The sequence below is a fragment of the Cupriavidus sp. FW305-27 genome (genome assembly GCF_058787995.1).
On record NZ_JBYTAG010000002.1, the window covers coordinates 75,512 to 94,323 of the forward strand.

An 18,812-nucleotide genomic window follows, 5' to 3' on the forward strand; every position below is an offset into this window, starting at 1 on the left:
GCCAGCGCGGGCTTTGTTACATGGGCCATTGTAGAAACTACCTGCGCGATGCGGACGTGCGCTAGCCCACGCCCGCAGTGCCGCCTTAGGCGGCGCGCGGGGCGTGCGCCGGAGATTCAACCTGCCAGGGCGCACCGCTGGCGCGGTGCAGCAGCCGCACCGGCACCGGCTCGATGTGCCAGATGCGCTCGCAATACTCGCGGATCGCCCGGTCCGATGAAAAGCGCCCGGAGCGCGCGCACGACAGCACCGACATGCGTTGCCAGCGCGCCGGTTCGGCAAAGGCCTGGGAGACTTTCTCCTGGCACTCGATGTAGGAGGCGAAGTCGGCCATCAGCAGGTAGGGGTCGTGCCTCTGCTGCGGGTCAAACAGAGGACGGAACAGCCCCGGGTCCCCGCGCGAGAAGAAGCCCTGCTGGACCAGGTCGATCACTGCGCGCAGCTGCGGGTTGCTGTGGTAGTAGGCGGCAGGGTCGTAGCCGCTTGCACGCAGCCCATAGACCTCCGGCGCGGTCAGTCCGAACGGGAAGAAGTTGTCGTTGCCCACGGCTTCGCGCAGCTCGATATTGGCGCCGTCCATGGTGCCGATATTGAGCGCGCCATTCATCGCGAACTTCATGTTGCCGGTGCCGGACGCTTCCTTGCCCGCCAGCGAGATCTGCTCGGCCAGGTCGGCCGCCGGGTAGATGCGCTGCCCGTAGGTGACATTGAAGTTGGGCAGGAACACAACCTTGAGCCGGTCGCGCACCTGCGGGTCGCGGTTGACCACGTCGGCCACCGAGGTGATGAAGCGGATCATCAGCTTGGCATAGGCGTAGCCCGGCGCCGCCTTGCCGCCGAACAGGAAGGTGCGCGGCTGGATCTCGGTGCCGGGGTCGGACTTGATGCGGTGGTACAGCGCGATCACATGCAGCACCGCCAGGTGCTGGCGCTTGTATTCGTGGATGCGCTTGACCATCACATCGAACATGGAGGACGGGTCCACCACCACGCCGGTGGTTTCGCGGACCAGCTCGGCCAGCGCCACCTTGTTCTGGTGCCGCGCGGCCTGCCATTGTTCGCGAAAGCCCGCGTCCTCGGCATACGGCTCGAGCGCGCGGAGCTGCGCCAGGTCGGAGATCCAGCCGTCGCCGATCGCCTCCGACACCAGCCGCGTCAGGCGCGGGTTGGACAGCGCCAGCCAGCGCCGCGGCGTCACGCCATTGGTGATGCTGGTGAACTTCTCCGGCCACATCTCGTAGAAATCCTTGAGCACGTCCTCGCGCATCAGCCGTGAGTGCAGCTCGGCCACACCGTTGATGGCGTGGCTGCCCACACACGCCAGGTTGGCCATGCGCACCTGCTTTTCGCCGTACTCACTGATCAGCGACAGCCGTGCCAGGCGCGATTCGTCGCCGTAGAAGCGGATCCGCACCTCGTCCAGCAAGCGCGCGTTGATTTCCAGGATGATCTCGAGATGGCGCGGCAGCACCCGGGCAAACAGCGGCAGCGGCCACTGCTCCAGCGCCTCGGGCAGCAGCGTGTGGTTGGTGTAGGCAAAGGCATTCTGCGTGATGTGCCAGGCCTCGTTCCAGGGCAGGTCATGGTCGTCGACCAGCAGCCGCATCAGCTCGGCAATGCCCACGGCCGGGTGGGTGTCGTTCAGCTGCACCGCGAACTTCTCGTGGAAGCGCGTCACCGGGATGCCGTCGACGGCGAGCAGCCGCAGCATGTCTTGCAGCGAACAGGCGACGAAGAAGTATTGCTGCTCCAGCCGCAGCTCCTTGCCCTGGCTGGTCTCGTCGTTGGGGTAGAGGACCTTGGTCAGGTTCTCGGAAGTGACCTTCTTGCTGACCGCGCCCAGGTAGTCGCCGCGGTTGAAGGTATGGAAGTCGAACGCCTCGGTGGCGTCCGCGCGCCACAGCCGCAGGGTGTTCACGGTATTGACGCGGTAGCCCAGGATCGGCGAGTCAAACGGCACACCCACCACGGTCTTGGCCGGCACCCAGCGTACGCGGTAGTGGCCGCGGTCGTCGGTGTAGTGCTCGGTGTGCCCGCCCAGGCGCACCTGCACGGCCCACTCTGAGCGCTGGATCTCCCAGGGGTTGCCGTTGCGCAGCCAGGTATCGGTGGATTCCACCTGCATGCCGTCGATGATGGTCTGCTGGAAGATGCCGTACTCGTAGCGGATGCCATAGCCGAGCGCGGGGATTTCCAGCGTCGCCAGCGAATCCATGAAGCAGGCCGCGAGCCGGCCCAGGCCGCCATTTCCCAGCCCCGGCTCGACCTCTTGCTCCAGGATGCGGTCTAGATCCAGCCCGGCAGCGGCCATGGCCTCGCGCACCTCGTCGAAGATGCCCAGGTTGATCAGGTTGTTGCCCAGGTGCGGGCCCATCAGGAATTCCGCCGACAGGTAGGCGACGGTGCGCGAGGGCTGGCCCAGGTAGGCCTCGGCGGTGCTGATCCAGCGCTGCACCAGGCGGTCGCGCACGGTATGCGCCGCTGCCTGGTAGAGATCGTTCTGGCTGGCGTGGCCGGGCAGCTTGCCCTGGGTATGGAAGACGTGGTCGAGGAAGGCCCGGCGCAGGCTGGCGCCGGACAGGGCGGTACGGGTGTCATCGGCATGCTCGGGCCGGACAGATTCCTTCATGGCGAGGCTCCTGCGCATGTACGTGGGTCAAGCTTAGTGGATGGAGCAATCCCTGCAGGGAGATCGCGGAGCTGGTCTTGCAAGCGGCACTTTTTGCGGGCGAGCCGTGGCTACGCGCGTGGCGGCGGATGGCGTGCGCCGTGGCGGCCGCCGCGCAGGGCGTTGGCGCGCGCCCGCACCATCGGGGTATCGAACAGCGCACGTACATCGGCGTCGAGCCGGCGCTGCCAGTTGGGGTGGACGCTGGTGGTGCCGGGCAGGTTGGGTTGCTCGGCCTCGCCCAGCAGGTCTTCCAGCGGCACCAGGCGCATGGCGGTGCGCGCGGTGCCCAGCCACGCCAGCACGGCATCGAGCGGGGCATCGGCGGGGTCCGGCACGGCGCCGCTGCACAGCCCCGCTGCGCACAGCGCCTGCCAGAGCGCGCCGCGCTCGCGCGCACGGCCGGCCTGCATCGCCGCGAGGGTTTCGCCCGGCGCCAGCAGGTGCAGCCGGTCGCGCCACGCAAGGTCGCGGCCGGCCCACCAGCCGGTGACTGTGGGGAGGTCGTGGGTCGAGGTGGTGGCGATGGCATCGGGCGGCCAGGCTGCGGGAGGCAGGAAGGCCGGCACGGTGTCGGGCGCCGGGGCGGGCACCCGCTGAGCTGCCTCGGCCGCATCCACTGGCGCGCTCTCTTCGCGCTGGAACCACAGCACATCGATGCCCAGCACGCCACGGGCCGACAGCGCCGCATTCAGCTCCGGCGGCACCGTGCCCAGGTTTTCGCCGATGATGATGGCGCGGTGCCGCCATGATTCCAGCGCCACCAGCCGCAACATGTCCTGCAGCGGATAGCGCAGGTAGGCGCCTTCACTGGCCGGGGCACCGGCAGGCACCAGCCACATGCGTGCCAGGCCCAGCACATGGTCGATGCGCAGCCCGCCGGCATGGGCCAGGTTGGCGCGCAGCATCTCCAGGAAGGCCGCGTAGCCGCTGCGGCGCAGCCCGCGCGGCGAGAACACCGCCACGCCCCAGTCCTGCCCGAGCGGGTTGTACAGGTCCGGCGGTGCGCCGGCATGGAAGCCCGCCAGGATTTCCTGTTGCCGCGTCCAGGCCTGACTGCCGCCAGGGTCGGCCCCCACCGCCAGGTCGGAGACGATGCCGACCGCCATGCCCGCGCCGCGCGCCGCACGCTGCGCGCGTGCCATGCCGTCGGCCGTAATCCATTGCAGGAAAGCGTGGTAGGCGACCTCATTGGCATGGGCCTGTGCAAAGGCCGCCACGGCGGCATCGCCGGGCGCGCGCAGCGTGACCGGCCAGCAGCGCCAGTCAGGCGCGGGGTTGTGGTTCATGCCGTTGGCGCTGTCGGCCAGGCGCCGGGCCTGGATCGCCTCGTAGCATGCGTGCGCGTGCAGCGCGGTGCCGCCGCGCGCGCGAAAGGCGGCGCAGTCATCGAGCGCCGCGCGCGGCAGCAGCGCATCGCTGCGCTCCCATAGCCACCGCAGGATGGCGTAGCGCAGCGGCGTCAGCTTGACCCAGTCGATCTCGCTGCGGGCTTCCAGCGCTTGCAGCGACTCGCCCGCGCCGAGCGCGGCGACGGCCCAGTCTACCGCGGCCTGCCCGAATTGCACGGCGGGGTCGGCATAGAGCGGATTCAGGAACAGGCGGCTGGACGGCGCATACGGGCTATAGCGCTCGGGCAGGGCGGCAAAGCCGGCGTGCAGCGGGTTGATGGCGACGGCGTCGGCGCTGGCGCCGGCTGCGCTGATGCAGCACTGGGTCAGCGCGCTCAGGTCGCCCAGGCCGCAGGGCGCGCCGCGGCGCAGGCCGTAGAGCTGCACTGCCAGGCCCCAGGGCCGGGTCAGTTCGCCCGCGCGGCCGGCGTGCCGCAGCGCATCGGCAACGCCGTAGCAGCGCGGCGGCGCGATTGCCAGCACGGTGTGCGCATCGCCGAGTTCCAGGCGGTGGTAGCCGCATACGTCGATGGCGGGCAGCAGCATGGTGCCGTCGCTGTCGCGCGCGCTGCCATCGTTGCCACGCTCCGCGGTGCCGGTGACGATGGCGCCGTCTTCCAGCGTCAGCCGGTAGGACCGCTGCGGCAGGGTATGTGGCCACGGCACCGCCACCGGCTTGCCGCGCTCGGCGGTGACCAGCGGCGGCAGTGCATGCGCGGCGTCATCGGAGGCAAGCCATGCGCGCGACGCTTCGCACTGGCCAGTGGTGGCGCAAGGCAGGCCCAGGCCGTCCAGGACGCGCCGCAGTGCGGCGTCGGACACGGTCTGGGGCTGGTTCCAGGCATCCGTCCACCGGGGCAGCAGGCCCGCGCGCAGTGCCAGCGCATGCAGCGCCGTGGGCGTGTCGTGGCGGGTGGCGCGCCGGCTCATGCCTGTGCCTCCTGCGGCGCGCCCAGCGGCGGGCTTTCCTGGGGCGCGCTCTGGCGGCTGCGGGCCTGGGCCGCCAGCAGCACCAGCGAGTGGCCCGCCACCGCCTGGCTGTCGGCGACCGCCTCGCCCGCGAGTTCGGCCTCGGTGGCGTCGGGCCGGCTGCTGTCGAACAGCAGTTTCCAGGCCAGCGTGGGCCCGGGCAGCAGGAAGGAGGCCTCGGCATCGCCGGCGTTGAGCAGCAGCAAGGTTACCTGCACGGCGCCGGCATCGTTCTCTTCGTCCTGCGCCAGCGAGCCCAGCTGCGCGCGCTCCGGTTGGGGCGGCGCGGCCGCGCGGCGCAGCGCGAGCGTGCGGATCTCCGGGTCGGCCCATTCCTCGGGGGTGGGCGGTTTGCCGTCGGTATCGAACCAGGCAATATCGGCAATGCCCTGCGCCGGTTCCTCGCGCCCGTGCGCGAAGCGGTCGCCGGCCAGGGAGTGCAGCCGCCGGCGCAGGTCCAGCAGGCGGCGCACCATGTGCTGCAGCGGCTGGGCGCCGGGCGTCTGGGCCTGCTTCCAGTCCAGCCACGAGATCTCGTCGTCCTGGCAGTAGGCGTTGTTGTTGCCTTGCTGGCTGCGGCCCCATTCATCGCCGGCGGTCAGCATCGGCGTGCCCTGCGACAGCAGCAGCGTGGCCATCAGTGCCTGTGCCACGCGCGCGCGGCAGGCCAGGATGGCGGGGTCGTCGGTGGGGCCTTCGATGCTGCCGTCGGGGCTCCAGTTGGCGCTGGCGTTGTCGTCGGTGCCGTCGCGGTTGTCTTCGCCGTTGGCCTCGTTGTGCTTGCTGCTGTAGCTGACCAGGTCGGCCAGCGTGAAGCCGTCGTGTGCGGTGATGAAGTTGATGCTGGCCCACGGGCGCCGGTGGCGGCGGTCGAAGAGGTCGGCCGAGGCCGCCAGCCGCGCCGCCAGTTCGCCGCGGTGGCCGGCGTCGCCGCGCCAGAAGCGGCGCGCCACGTCGCGGAACTTGTCGTTCCACTCGGCAAAGCCGGGCGGGTGGTTGCCAAGCTGGTAGCCGCCCGGGCCCAGGTCCCACGGCTCGGAGATCAGCTTGACGCGGCTCAGCACCGGATCCTGCATCAGTGCATCGAAAAAGCCCGAGCCCGCATCGAAGCCGTTGCCCTCGCGCCCGAGGGTGGTGCCCAGGTCGAAGCGGAAGCCATCGACGTGGTAGCAGTGCACCCAGTAGCGCAACGAGTCCATCACCATCTGCAGCACGCGCGGATGCGACAGGTTGAGCGTATTGCCGCAGCCGGTGTCGTTGATGTAGTGGCGCTCGTCGCCCGGCACCAGCCGGTAGTAGCTGGCGTTGTCCAGCCCGCGCCACGACACCGTCGGCCCCAGCTCGTTGCCCTCGCAGGTATGGTTGTAGACCACGTCCAGGATCACTTCGATGCCGGCCGCGTGCAGGCGCCGCATCGCCACCTTGAACTCCTGCAGTTGCCCGGTGCCCAGGTAGGCGGGCTCCGGCGCGAAGTACGCCATGGTGTTGTAGCCCCAGTAGTTGCGCAGTCCGCGCTCCAGCAGGAAGCGGTCCTGCAGGATGGCGTGGACCGGCAGCAGCTCGACGGTGGTGATGCCGAGCTGCACCAGGTGGTCGATAAAGCGCGGGTCGCACAGCGCGGCGAAGGAGCCGCGCAGGTTGGGCAGCAGATCGCCGCGCAGCATCGACAGGCCCCGCAGGTGGGCTTCATAGATGACGGTGGACGGCCACGGCACCGCGGGCGGGCGGTCGTCGCCCCAGTGGAAGCTCTCGTCGACCACCACCGCCTTGGGCACGGTGGGGGCGCTGTCGCGGCGGTCCGGTGTCAGGTCGCCGCGCGCGCTTTGCAGGCGGTAGCCGAACAGCGCATCGGACCAGCGCACCGGGCCGCTCAACTGGCGCGCATACGGGTCGAGCAGCAGCTTGTGCGGGTTGAAGCGGTGGCCGTGCGCGGGATCGTAGGGGCCGTGCGCGCGGTAGCCGTACAGCGTGCCGAGCGCCGCATCGGGCAGGTAGCCGTGCCAGATCTCGTCGGTGCGTTCCGGCAACTGCAGGCGCGCCAGCTCCTTGCGCCCGTTGTCGGAGAACAGGCACAGGTCGATGCGCGAGGCATGGGCCGAGAACACCGCGAAATTGACACCCAGGCCGTCCCAGTGGGCCCCGAGGGGATACGGCTTGCCCGGCAGCAGCCGGTCCGCGAACTGTCGGCTCATGTCGATGCGCCCTGGATGCCGCCACCAGGATCGAAGCGCAGCACCAGCGTGGCCAGCGGCGGCAGCGTCAGTGCGAGCGAAGCCGGCTGCCCGTGCGAAGGCACGTCCACTGCCGCTACCGCGCCGCTGTTGCCGACATTGGTGCCGCCATACACGGCGGCATCGGTATTCAGGCATTCCTGCCAGGCGCCGGCATACGGCACCCCGAGCCGGTAGCCATAGCGCGGCACCGGGGTCATGTTGACCACCACCAGCACCACTTCGCGGCTGTATGGGCCCGCGCGGCGCAGCCACGCAAACACGCTGTTATGGTTGTCGTCGCCCACCACCCACTGGAAGCCTTCCGGGCGGTGGTCCAGCGCATGCAGCGCGGGCAGCTCCCGGTAGAGGCGGTTCAGATCCCGCACCAGCGTGTGCATGCCGCGGTGCATGGGGTGGTCCAGCAAGGCCCAGTCAAGCTCGGCATCGTGGTTCCATTCCTGCCACTGCGCCAGTTCGCTGCCCATGAACAGCAGCTTCTTGCCCGGGTGCGCCCACATGAAGCCGTAGTAGGCGCGCAGGCCGGCAAAGCGCTGCCACTCGTCGCCGGGCACCTTGCCGATCATCGAGGCCTTGCCGTGCACCACCTCGTCATGCGACAGCGGCAGCACGAAGGCTTCGGACCACGCATAGACCAGCCCGAAGGTCATGTCCTGGTGGTGCCAGGCGCGATGGACGGGCTCGTGCCCGAGATAATGCAGCGTGTCGTGCATCCAGCCCATGTTCCACTTGAAGTCGAAGCCAAGCCCGCCGCTGGCGACGCTGGCGGTCACGCCGGGCCAGGCGGTGGATTCTTCGGCGATGGTCAGCGCACCGGGGCAGCGTTCGTGGACCACGGCGTTCAGTTCGCGCAGGAAGTCGATGGCTTCCAGGTTTTCCCGGCCGCCGAAGCGGTTCGGCACCCACTGGCCGGGCTCGCGGCTGTAGTCGCGGTAGAGCATGGATGCCACCGCGTCCACGCGCAGGCCGTCGGCGTGGAAGTGCTCCAGCCAGTGCAGCGCGCCGGCCAGCAGGAAGCCGCGCACCTCGTTGCGGCCGAGGTTGTAGATCAGGGTGTTCCAGTCCTGGTGGAAGCCTTCGCGCGGGTCCTCGTGCTCATACAGGGCGGTGCCGTCGAAGCGCGCCAGCCCGTGCGGATCGGTCGGGAAGTGCGCGGGCACCCAGTCCAGGAGCACGCCGATGCCGGCCTGGTGGCAGCGGTCGATAAAGGCGGCGAAGGCCTGCGGCGGCCCCAGCCGCGCGGTGGGCGCATACAGCGACAGCGGCTGGTAGCCCCACGAGCCGCCGAACGGATGCTCGGTGATCGGCAGCAGTTCGATATGCGTAAAGCCCAGTTCCTGCACGTATGGCACCAGCCGCTCGGCCAGGATCTCCCAGCCGCGCTGCGTGTCGTTGGCCGCGCGCAGCCACGACAGAGCGTGGACCTCGTAGACCGACATCGGCGCTGCGTAGGGATCGGCGCCGCCGCGGCGCGCCATCCAGTCGGCGTCATGCCAGGCGAAGGGGGGCGCGCCCTGGCCCGGTCCGGCCACCACCGAGGCGGTGGCGGGGGGCGCCTCGGTGGCCAGCGCGAGCGGGTCGGCCTTGTCCGGCAGCTCGGTGCCGTGCGGGTCGAGCAGGTCGTACTTGTAGCGGCTGCCGGGCTGCGCGCCCAGTGCGGCGGGGATGAACAGCTCCCAGATGCCGCTGGGGTGGCGCAGCCGCATCGGGTGCCGCGCCGGATGCCAGCCGTTGAAGTCAGCGATCACAGAGACCCGCCGCGCGTTCGGCGCCCATACGGCAAAGCGCACGCCGTCGATGCCGTCCACGCGCTGCCACTGCGCGCCCAGGCAGGCGCCGAGCTCGAAGTGGCGGCCCTCGGCGATCAGGTGCAGGTCCAGCTCACCCAGCAGCAGGCCAAAGGCGTAAGGGTCGGCGCCGCACTGCCCGCTGCCGTCGGACCATTGCACGCGCAGCCGGTAATCGGGCGCACCGCCCTTGTATTCGCGCGGCAGCCGCGCGGCGAAGACGCCGCCGCCATGCAGCCGTGCCATCTCCGCCAGTGGCGTGCCGCCCGCATCGGTCAGCTGCACCGACGCCGCCCCTGGCAGGCAGGCGCGCACCAGCGTGCCGTCGCCGTCAGGGTGCGGGCCCAGCACGGCAAACGGATCATGGTGGCGCGCACCAAGCAAGGCCTCGAACTCGTGGCCCGGCAGCATGCCGGGCTGCGTGCCATGGGCGGGGGTCATGGCTGGTCTCCCGGCGCCAGCAGCTTGCGCACCAGGCGCGCCAGGCCGCTGACCGGCAGGTCGATCCAAGCCACGCGGTTGGCGGCTTCGTAGTCGACCTCATAGGCTGCCCGTTCCAGCAGGAACAGGTCCAGCAATGGCTGCAGCTGGCCGGGCGCGGCCCAGGGTGTGCCCGAGTCCTGCATGTGCAGGTGGTAGCAGTTCAGGAGGGCTTCGCTGGCGGTGCTGCGGAAGCGCTCCAGCAGCACCGCGCGGCGTTCGGCCAGCTGCGGCGGCAGTTCGCTGTGGGTGCGCTCCTGGCGGTCGGTGCCGACCGTGGCCGCGGCGTAGTCAAGCGAGCGCAGCAGCCCGGCCACATCGCGCAGCGGCGAGGTCTTGCGCCGGCGCCAGTCCAGCGGCAGGCCGGGCTCGCCTTCGAAGTCGACCAGGTAGGTGTCGTTCTGCGCAATCAGCACCTGGCCCAGGTGGAAGTCGCCGTGGATGCGTGTCTGCAGGCTGCCCGGCGCGGCAGCGGCGAGCTGTTCGACCAGCGCGGGCAGCGCGTCGCGCGCGGCCAGCAGGGTCTGCACGTCGGCCTCGAAGCCCTGGCGCACCGGTCCCGGCACGGTGGCGGGCGCGGACTCCAGCCGCGTCAGGGCGCGCTGCAGCGCACGCAAGGCTTGCTCGGCCCACGCGCGCGCATCGCCTTCGGTGGCCGGCAACGGCGCGAACGCGTCGTCGCCGCTGGGCCGTGCCAGCACCGCATGGAGTTCGGCGAGCCGGCGGCCGAGCGTGCCAGCCAGCGCGGCATAGCCGTTCATGGCCTCGGCAAACTCGTCCTCGCTCTCCTGCGAGGGCAGCGCGTCATCGATGGCGCGGCCCAGGTAGTCCAGGGTCCAGTCCCAGCCATTGCCCTGGTTCAGGACATAGCCCTGCAGCAGCATCAGCGTATGCGGCACGCCATCCGGTCCGGTGCGCACCACCTCGCCCAGCAGCGGCGCCGCGTGCGCATAGCCCTGCACGGTCAGGTAGCGCGTCATCTCGGCCTCGGGGTGGATGCCGCCAGAGACCCGGCGCACCATCTTGAGCACGGCGGTGTTGTTATAGGACAGCGAGCTGTTGGACTGCTCTGCCGACATGTATTCGATCGGGTCGCGCTCCAGTTCCAGCGCGGCCAGGCCGGCTTCGGCGCGGAAGTGGATGATGTCGTTGCCGGCGTGCACCTGCACGTCATTGCGCAGCGCGCGCACCACCTCGCGCGCAAAGGGCTCGACCACGAAACCGTCGGTGGCCAGCCCCACGCGGCTGCCCTGGCGCACGCGCGCCATCGACAGTCCATGTGCCAGCTGCGACACGCTGTCGGCGCTCTCGCGGTCCCACAGGATGCCCAGCGGCAGCTGGTAGCGTTCGGTGCGGCCAGGCAGGGTCACCTCCACCTCGCCCAGGTAGACATCTTCGCCGCTGCTGCCGCGCGCAAATGGCAGCAGGTACGCCAGGTCGATGCGCTCGATGCGCTCGTGCTTGGCGCCGAACCAGCGGCGCCGGCTGATGTAGTGCGGCAGCACGTCGCTGGCCATGATGCGGCGCGAGGCGTCGGTCAGCTCCGGCCGGCTCGTGTTCTGCATCACCAGGGTGATCTGGTCCGGCATCTGCTCGGGTGCTTCCACGTGCCATGACGGGGGCTGCGCCTCGTCACTGAGTACGAACCAGTAGAAGCCGTAAGGCGGCAGCGTGAGCAGGTAGGTCAGCGTGCCGATGGCCGGGAACGGCGTGGCGCCCATCATCTCCACCGGCACGCGGCCGTTGAAGGCGGACAGGTCCAGTTCGACGGCCTGCGGCGCGCGCGACAGGTTGGCCACGCACATGATGTGCTCGTCCTCGTATTCGCGCAGGTAGGCCAGGATCTTGCGGTTGCCCGGAAACAGGAAGCGCAGCGTGCCGCGGCCGAAGGCGCGGTGCTTGCGCCGCAGCGCCAGCATGCGCCGCATCCAGTTCAGCAGCGAATGCGGGTCGCGCGCCTGCGCCTCGACGTTGACGGCTTCGTAGCCATACAGCGGGCCTTGCAGCGGCGGCAGCACCAGGCGCTCGGGGTCGGCGTGCGAGAAGCCGCCGTTGCGGTCGGGTGACCACTGCATCGGCGTGCGCACGCCGTCGCGGTCGCCCAGGTGGATGTTGTCGCCCATGCCGATCTCGTCGCCGTAGTAGATCACCGGCGTGCCCGGCATCGAGAACAGCAGGCTGTTCATCAGCTCGATGCGGCGGCGGTCGCGCTCCATCAGGGGTGCCAGCCGGCGGCGGATGCCCAGGTTGATGCGGGCGCGCCGGTCGGTGGCGTAGACCTCCCACAGGTAGTCGCGCTCGCTGCTGGTCACCATCTCCAGCGTCAGTTCGTCATGGTTGCGCAGGAAGATGGCCCACTGGCAGTTGGGCGGCACCTCCGGCGTCTGGCGCATGATGTCGGTGATCGGGAAGCGGTCTTCGCGCGCGATCGCCATGTACATGCGCGGCATCAGCGGGAAGTGGAAGGCCATGTGGCATTCGTCGCCTTCCGGCTCCGGCCCGGTCAGGCCAAAGTACTGCTGCGCGTCCTCCGGCCACATATTGGCTTCTGCCAGCAGCATGCGGCCGGGGAAGCGCGCGTCCAGGTGGGCACGGATATGGCGGATGACGGCATGGGTCTCGGGCAGGTTCTCGTTGCTGGTGCCTTCGCGCTCGACCAGGTAGGGCACCGCGTCCAGGCGCAGCCCGTCGACGCCCATGTCGAGCCAGTAGCGCATCACCGACAGCACCTCGTTGAGCACCTGCGGGTTGTCGAAGTTCAGGTCCGGCTGGTGCGAGTAGAAGCGGTGCCAGAAGTAGGCGCCCGCCACCGGGTCCCAGCTCCAGTTGGACTTCTCGGTGTCGCAGAAGATGATGCGGGTGCCGGCGTAGGCCTGGTCATGGTCCGACCACACGTAGTAGCGCCGTGCCGCCGAGCCGGGCTTGGCGGCGCGCGCGCGCTGGAACCACGGATGCTGGTCGGAGGTGTGGTTGATCACCAGCTCGGTGATCACGCGCAGTCCGCGCGCGTGCGCCGCGGCGATAAAGCGGCGCGCCTCGGCCAGCGTGCCGTAGTCGGGGTGGACGTTGCGGTAGTCGGCGATGTCGTAGCCGTCGTCGCGGCGCGGCGACGGATAGAACGGCAGCAGCCAGACCGTGTCCACACCCAGGTTGACCAGGTAGTCGAGCTTGGCCAGCAACCCGGCAAAATCGCCCACGCCGTCGCCGTTGGCGTCGTAGAAGGACTTGATGTGGAGCTGGTAGATGATCGCGTCCTTGTACCAGAGCGGATCGGCGTTGAGCAGGGCGGCACTGCCGGTTTCGGTAAGGCGTTTCATCCGTGTCTCCACGTATGCCTGTCAGGCGCCGTGCGGGTCGGTCGAGGCCGGCGCCGAGGGTGGGCGGGGAGCGGGGCGCTCCAGCGGGCGCACATGCCAGACCGTGAACGGCAGTTGCGCCGGATCGAGCCGGATGCGCTGGTGCTTGCCGCGCAGCTCGAAGCGCCGGCCGTGCATCAGGTCGTGCACCGCCAGGCCGGCCTGGTCGGGCAGCCCCCATTCCCACAACGGGATTTCGATGTCGGTCTCGTGCGCCGTGCGCGGATCCAGGTTGATCGCGGCCAGCAGCACGTCGTCGCCGAACAGGTAGTCGGTGCCCGGCATGAAGCGCGCGAACCACAGCACGGCGTCGCTGCCGGCATGGTAGAAGCGCAGCCCCAGGTGGTTCTGCAGCGCCGGGTGCCCGGCGCGGATCTCGTTGAGCCGTGAGATCTCCGCGACGATATTGCCGGGCTGCTGCCAGTCGCGCACGCGCAGCTGGTATTTCTCGGAATCGAGATATTCCTCGCGCACCTTGCCGTTCAGCACAAAGGGCGCGCTCTCGCACAACTCGAAGCCGCTGTACATGCCCCACAGCCCCGACAGCAGCGTGGCCAGCGCCGCGCGGATCAGGAACGCGGGGCGCCCGCCCTGGTGCAGGAAGTAGGGGTTGATGTCAGGGGTGTTGACGAAGAAGTGAGGCCGGAAGAAGTCGCGCAGCGGGCTTTGCGTCAGCTCGGTCAGGTATTCGGTCAGCTCCCACTTGGCATTGCGCCAGGTGAAGTACGTGTATGACTGGCTGAAGCCCAGCTTGGCCAGCCGCGCCATCATCTTGGGCCGGGTGAAGGCCTCGGCCAGGAAGATGGTGTCGGGGTGGCGCGCGCGCACGTCGGCGATCATCCACTCCCAGAACGGCAGCGGCTTGGTGTGCGGGTTGTCGACGCGGAAGATGCGCACGCCCTGGTCGGCCCAGAACATCACCACGTCGCGCAGGGCCTGCCATAGCGCGGCGCCCGCGGGCGCTGCGGCGTAGAAATCGACGTTGACGATGTCCTCGTACTTCTTGGGCGGGTTCTCGGCATAGCGCAGCGAACCGTCCGGGCGGTGTGCGAACCATTCCGGGTGGTCGCGCAGCCACGGATGGTCGGGCGAGCACTGGATGGCGAAGTCCAGTGCCAGCTCCAGGCCATGTCTGGCCGCCGCGTCGCGCAGGCGGCGGAAGTCTTCAAAGGTGCCGAGCTCGGGATGCAGCGCATCGTGGCCGCCTTCCTTGCCGCCGATGGCGTAGGGGCTGCCGTGATCGCCCGGCTCGGCGCGCAGGCTGTTGTTGCGGCCCTTGCGGTGGGTGCGGCCGATCGGGTGGATCGGCGTGAAGTAGAGCACGTCGAAGCCCATCGCGCGAATCGCGGGCAGCCTGGCGATGACATCGTCGAAGGTGCCGTGGCGGGTCTCGTCGTTGCTTTGCGAGCGCGGGAACAGCTCGTACCAGCTGGCGTAGCGCGCGGCCAGGCGATCGGCCTCGACCGGCATGGCCACCGGATGACGCGAGGCAAACGGGCGACCCGCCGGGGTTGCCATCACTGCCTGCATCGCGGCCTCGGTGCGTGGCGACAGCAGGATCTCCTGCCGGCGAGCGTCATCGCCGGCAGCGGTGATCAGTTCGTCGACGATGGCGGAGAGCTCGGTGTCCGCGGTTGCCGTCCGGGTGTTCTTCCCGCCATTGCCCTGCTTCCCGTTCCTGGCAGGCTGCAGCAGCGCATCGGCCACCAGCCGCGCGCCTTCCTCGATCTCCAGCGCCACGTTGAGGCCGGCCGCGCGCTTCTTGCCGATCTCGTCGAGCCAGCTGGCGAAGGTGTCGCGCCAGGCCTCGACCGTGAATTCATGCCGGCCCAGCGCCACCAGCGGGAAACTGCCTTCCCAGCGGTCGTTGATCACGGGCTGCATCGGCGCCTGGTGCCAGCCAGTCTCGCCCGGCGCACGCCACAACACCGTGGCGGCAAGCTTGTCGTGGCCATCCATCCAGATATCGGCACTGACGGTCACGCGCTCGCCCACCACGCGCCGCACCGCGAAGCGGCCTTCGTTGCAGGCGGGCTCGACGTGCTCGATGGCGATCCGCGGGGCCTCCATTGCCGCCACCACGCTGCCCAGGCCGGTGGCGGCCAGCGTTTCATGGCCGTGCGGCGCGCGCGCGTCGGCTGCCGGCATGCCGGGCCGCGTCAGGGGCACCGGGGGCACTTCGTAGAGGCGGATATCGGCCGGTGCCAGCGTGATGCTGGCCAGCGCATCGAGCCGGTGGTTGGCATCGACCGTCCCGCCCGGGCCGCCCAGTGACGATTCCAGGTGCGCGCTGGCGTGCGGCAGCGCGCTCAGCACGCGGTCGGCGCCCAGCGTGCCGGGCGCCGCGGGGTCTGGATTGAGCACCACTGCCAGGGCGGGGGCACCGTCCGGTACCTCAGGGTCGCTACGGGTGCCGGCGGCGTCGGGAGCGGGGCAGGCGCCGTCCGGCACAGGCAGCCGTGCCAGCACCGTCAGCGGCGCGTCGGGTCCGCTCAGCAGGCGCACGGCCAGTGCCGGCGCCGGATCGCGCGCAGCCAGCCAGGTATTGGTTTCCAGCAGCTCGTGGGTGATGTCGTACGGCGCGCCCTGATGCGGGGCACCATCCGTGGCCAGCGGGTCGCGTGCCAGCGCGCCGCCGGTCTCGAAGCCGGCCGGCACCAGGATGCCGTCGCCGATCGCCGCGGCGGTCCACAGCGCACGCCGCGCGCTGAGTGCGTCATGGCTTGCCGGCGTCAGCGCTGGGGCGGCCAGCACCCGGCCGAAGGGGCGCAGCCGCGCGATTTCCTCGGTCAGCCAGGGGCTGCGAAAATCCCACCACGGCAGCGAGCAGAATGCGCCGTCGAAGCCGGCGGGCGCGAGATCGTCCAGTTGCGCCGGCGTCAGCCCGGGCGTCCATGCCAGGAAGCATGGCGCACCGCGCGCCTGTGCCGGCACAGCATCGCTGCGCAGCGTGCCGGTCACCGCGGCCCAATGCCTGCCGTGCACGCGTGCCGGCGCACGGCAGCAGAAGCCCGCCGCGCCTGCCGCCCAGGCCTGGCGCAGCCGGGCCGCCCACCACTGCACCAGCGCCTCGGCCGCTTGCTGGTCATGCCAGCGCAGGCGCGCGCCGGGGATGTGGCTGTCGGTCTCGTGTGGGGCGAAGGCTGGGAGCGCACTGTCGATCCAGCCAGGGTCGGGTGCTGGCCCGGTGCCGTCGGCGGGGTCGACCGCATAGCGGTCCAGTGAGATGTCGAGCAGCGGGGCCAGCCCGTGCCGGGCGCAAGCCGCGAAAGCGTCTTCGCCGGGCAGGTGCGGCCAGCCGCCGATCAGTACGTGGTCGAAGCCCAGTGCCGCCACGCGCTGGAGCGCGTGTTCATCGGCATCGGGCGTTCCGGTCAGGTCGATCTGGCAGATCCGCACAAAATCCTCCCGGTGTTTCGCTCCGACGGAGCAACAAAATCCCGCTCCGGCGCCTTGCGGCCAGCCGGCGGGATGGCACAGCCATGCGAAGTGCGTGCCAGCGCGCCCGGCCAGTCTCCAATTGCGCGCCCAGCCAAGGCACCTCAAGGGCAAGCGCCGCGGCATCTCATGTGCGCGATGCCTTACTGCTTGTAAAAACTACCGGCGCGCGCCGTGCCGATGGAAAGAACGCGCAGGGCAATGGGGCCGATGCGGGCGCGGTGTCCAGCCGGTACGCTTCTTGCCGCTGTCTGGCAGCGCGTGTTGTTCCCGGCACGGTGGGAAGGCCGCGGAAGGAGACGCATGGACTGGTGGCTGGAGGCAGCGCAATGGCCGGCGATGGTGGTGACGGTGGTGGCCACCTGGCTGGTCGGCTCACGCCGGAGCGCGCGCCGGCGCGCCGGCTTCTGGGTCTTTCTTGCCAGCAACGTGCTGTGGATTGCCTGGGGCTGGCACGGCGGCGCCAATGCGCTGGTGGCCCTGCAGCTGGCGCTGATCGCGATGAACCTGCGCGGCATGCGCGAGGCCCGCAAGGCGTGGCCGCCCGCCTCGCAGCGCGCGCTTGCGGCCACTGGCGGCGCGCGGGACGAGCCGCTATCCTTGCACGAGCCCGGCGTGCGGCGCACGTCCGGCGCGAGCGAGCAACCGCCGGCGGCAGCCGGCCCCGATCGGTGACTTCACGGGTCCGCGCGCGGACCAGGGCAGGTGTGTCATGGCGAAGAAGAAGATCCTGTTGCTCAATGCGCTGATTGCGGCATCGCGCGAAGGCGAGCTTGGCTGCCGCGTCGCAGCGCTGGCCGCGGCCAATCCCCACCTGAAATCGCTGCTCACCAGCCGCGCCAATGCGTTTGCGCAAGCGGCGCGGGAGCTGCAGGCGTGCCTGCTTGACCTGGGGCAGCTGCCCGACATGACGGCAGCCCCGGCTGCGTCGGCCGGAAGCGCGATCGGCAAGCACGGCTCGGACCGGTCCATCCTGCAGGCGGTCAGCAAGCGTGAACACGCCGTGCAGCGACGCTATGCGCGGGCGCTGCGCACGCAGGTGCTGGGCCCGCGCCTGCGCGCCCTGGTGCGCCGCCAGTACCGTGGGGTGCAGGTCAGCCACGAGTTGTTTCGCGTGCTGCAGCAGCAGTACCGGACGCCGCAGGCAAGCCCGTAGCCGCCGGCCGAGACCGCATTTCTTACAAGGCAACGAACGAATTGCACGCGCGGCCGGCCGCCACGCAGGGCGCGGCGCGCAATGCATGCCCGCAGGGGATGGCGCTCATCTTGCATGTCTGCGGGACATGCATCCCGTACGGAGACCGTCATGCCCGAGCACCCGCCCAAGCCAGCCCGGCCATCGCAGGATGCGCCGCGTGCGCCGCGCCATCCCGGCAACCCGGAAGATGTGCGCAAGGGGCAGGTGACCACTCCCCTGGCGCGCGACGCTTTCCGCCAGCGCTTTCTTGCGCGCTTCGCGGATCCCGCATACCGGCAGGAGGATGAGGCGCTGGACCGCCTCGAACACATTGCCTGGGATGCCTATCAGGAAGGCCGCAAGGCACCCCGCACGCATAAGGCCGGGCCAGGCTATGCCGATCCGGACTACGAGCTCTCCGACGAGTGGCGCGCCGCCAGCGAGGCCGTGCGCAGCGCACAGCAGCGCCAGGCAGATCCCGCCACGCCGTCGCGCGTGTTGCTGGTGTGCGCCGCGGCGCGCAACGACTACACCTGCCCGGGCGAGGTGTCGAAATCCTGGCGCCTGGCCGGGCGCGCACGGGAACGGCTGGAGGCGGACGGCATCGAGGTCGACCTGCTCGACCTGAGCCACCTCGCTTCAGATGCCGACCTGCGCATCCATCCGTGCAAGGCGTGCGTGTCGACCGCAATGCCGTTGTGCCACTGGCCGTGCAGCTGCTATCCCAACCATGCGCTGGGCCAGGTCAACGACTGGATGAACGAAATCTATCCGCGCTGGGCGGCCTGCCACGGCGTGTTGATCGTGACGCCGGTGTACTGGTACCAGGCCGCCAGCCCGCTGAAGCTGATGATGGACCGGCTGGTCTGTGCCGACGGCGGCAATCCCGACCCCACCACCACGCATGGCAAGGACGTGGTGCGCGCCAAGGCGATGGAGCTGTCCGGCTGGGACTATCCCAAGCATCTGTCCGGGCGCGCCTACGGGCTGGTGGTGCACGGCGACGTGGCCGGCACCGAGGGCGTGCGCCGCGCGCTGGCCGACTGGCTCGACTGGATGGGCCTGATCGACGCGGGCCCGCAGGCGCGGCTGGACCGGTATATCGGCTACTACGAGCCCTATGCCACCAGCCACGTGGCACTGGACCAAGACACTGGCGTGCAGGGCGAAGTGGACAACGTGGCGCGCGCGCTGGCGTGCGCGGTGCGGCAGTTGCGCAAGGGCGAACTGCGCGCGCCGGACCGCGGGCTGGTGCCGCCGCGGCAGAAGTAGCGGCACGCTGACTGACTGACGAATCGGGGCAAGCGGAGACGAC

9 protein-coding genes are annotated in these 18,812 nt (G+C 70.0%); 3 read left to right on the forward strand and 6 right to left on the reverse strand.

Translation table 11 applies throughout. From position 1 onward, the window contains the following. Positions 1–85: 85 nt before the first annotated feature. From AC3WRI_RS01350 to AC3WRI_RS01375, 6 genes are all read right to left on the reverse strand, one after another. Positions 86–2,629, reverse strand: coding sequence for a glycogen/starch/alpha-glucan phosphorylase (locus tag AC3WRI_RS01350; RefSeq protein WP_011617310.1), 2,544 nt, complete (start codon positions 2,627–2,629; stop codon positions 86–88). Positions 2,630–2,739: 110 nt separating this feature from the next. Beyond that, positions 2,740–4,989, reverse strand: a complete 2,250-nt coding sequence (gene malQ, locus AC3WRI_RS01355; protein WP_492292390.1) for a 4-alpha-glucanotransferase — start codon at positions 4,987–4,989, stop codon at positions 2,740–2,742. Beyond that, the gene (glgX, locus tag AC3WRI_RS01360; protein ID WP_492292392.1) at positions 4,986–7,220 is read right to left on the reverse strand and encodes a glycogen debranching protein GlgX; all 2,235 of its coding nucleotides are present in this window, start codon (positions 7,218–7,220) and stop codon (positions 4,986–4,988) included. The genes malQ and glgX overlap by 4 nt, the downstream gene beginning before the upstream one ends. Further along, positions 7,217–9,487, reverse strand: a complete 2,271-nt coding sequence (glgB, locus tag AC3WRI_RS01365; protein WP_492292394.1) for a 1,4-alpha-glucan branching protein GlgB — start codon at positions 9,485–9,487, stop codon at positions 7,217–7,219. The genes glgX and glgB overlap by 4 nt, the downstream gene beginning before the upstream one ends. Next, complete coding sequence (gene treS, locus AC3WRI_RS01370) at positions 9,484–12,843, reverse strand: maltose alpha-D-glucosyltransferase (protein ID WP_010814544.1); 3,360 nt, start codon at positions 12,841–12,843, stop codon at positions 9,484–9,486. Before treS ends, glgB begins: the two co-directional genes overlap by 4 nt. Positions 12,844–12,864: 21 nt before the next feature. Next, positions 12,865–16,281: a maltotransferase domain-containing protein gene (locus tag AC3WRI_RS01375; protein WP_492292395.1), complete on the reverse strand. Its 3,417-nt coding sequence runs from the start codon at positions 16,279–16,281 to the stop codon at positions 12,865–12,867. A gap of 342 nt (positions 16,282–16,623) precedes the next feature. On the opposite strand from AC3WRI_RS01375, the gene AC3WRI_RS01380 reads away from it, so the two are divergent. The 3 genes from AC3WRI_RS01380 (at position 16,624) to AC3WRI_RS01390 (ending at position 18,769) form a co-directional block, all read left to right on the forward strand. Further along, positions 16,624–16,995, forward strand: coding sequence for a hypothetical protein (locus AC3WRI_RS01380; protein ID WP_492292397.1), 372 nt, complete (start codon positions 16,624–16,626; stop codon positions 16,993–16,995). A gap of 37 nt (positions 16,996–17,032) precedes the next feature. After that, positions 17,033–17,476, forward strand: a complete 444-nt coding sequence (locus tag AC3WRI_RS01385; RefSeq protein WP_492292399.1) for a PA2169 family four-helix-bundle protein — start codon at positions 17,033–17,035, stop codon at positions 17,474–17,476. A gap of 150 nt (positions 17,477–17,626) precedes the next feature. Next, positions 17,627–18,769: a flavodoxin family protein gene (locus AC3WRI_RS01390; protein WP_439671886.1), complete on the forward strand. Its 1,143-nt coding sequence runs from the start codon at positions 17,627–17,629 to the stop codon at positions 18,767–18,769. Positions 18,770–18,812 lie beyond the last annotated feature (43 nt).

Excerpts from the sequence above, each read along its gene's own strand:
- AC3WRI_RS01350 (WP_011617310.1), bottom strand. The coding sequence starts at position 2,629 with ATGAAGGAATCTGTCCGGCCCGAGCATGCCGATGACACCCGTACCGCC.
- malQ (WP_492292390.1), bottom strand. The coding sequence starts at position 4,989 with ATGAGCCGGCGCGCCACCCGCCACGACACGCCCACGGCGCTGCATGCG.
- glgX (WP_492292392.1), bottom strand. The coding sequence starts at position 7,220 with ATGAGCCGACAGTTCGCGGACCGGCTGCTGCCGGGCAAGCCGTATCCC.
- glgB (WP_492292394.1), bottom strand. The coding sequence starts at position 9,487 with ATGACCCCCGCCCATGGCACGCAGCCCGGCATGCTGCCGGGCCACGAG.
- treS (WP_010814544.1), bottom strand. The coding sequence starts at position 12,843 with ATGAAACGCCTTACCGAAACCGGCAGTGCCGCCCTGCTCAACGCCGAT.
- AC3WRI_RS01380 (WP_492292397.1), top strand. The coding sequence starts at position 16,624 with ATGGACTGGTGGCTGGAGGCAGCGCAATGGCCGGCGATGGTGGTGACG.
- AC3WRI_RS01385 (WP_492292399.1), top strand. The coding sequence starts at position 17,033 with ATGGCGAAGAAGAAGATCCTGTTGCTCAATGCGCTGATTGCGGCATCG.
- AC3WRI_RS01390 (WP_439671886.1), top strand. The coding sequence starts at position 17,627 with ATGCCCGAGCACCCGCCCAAGCCAGCCCGGCCATCGCAGGATGCGCCG.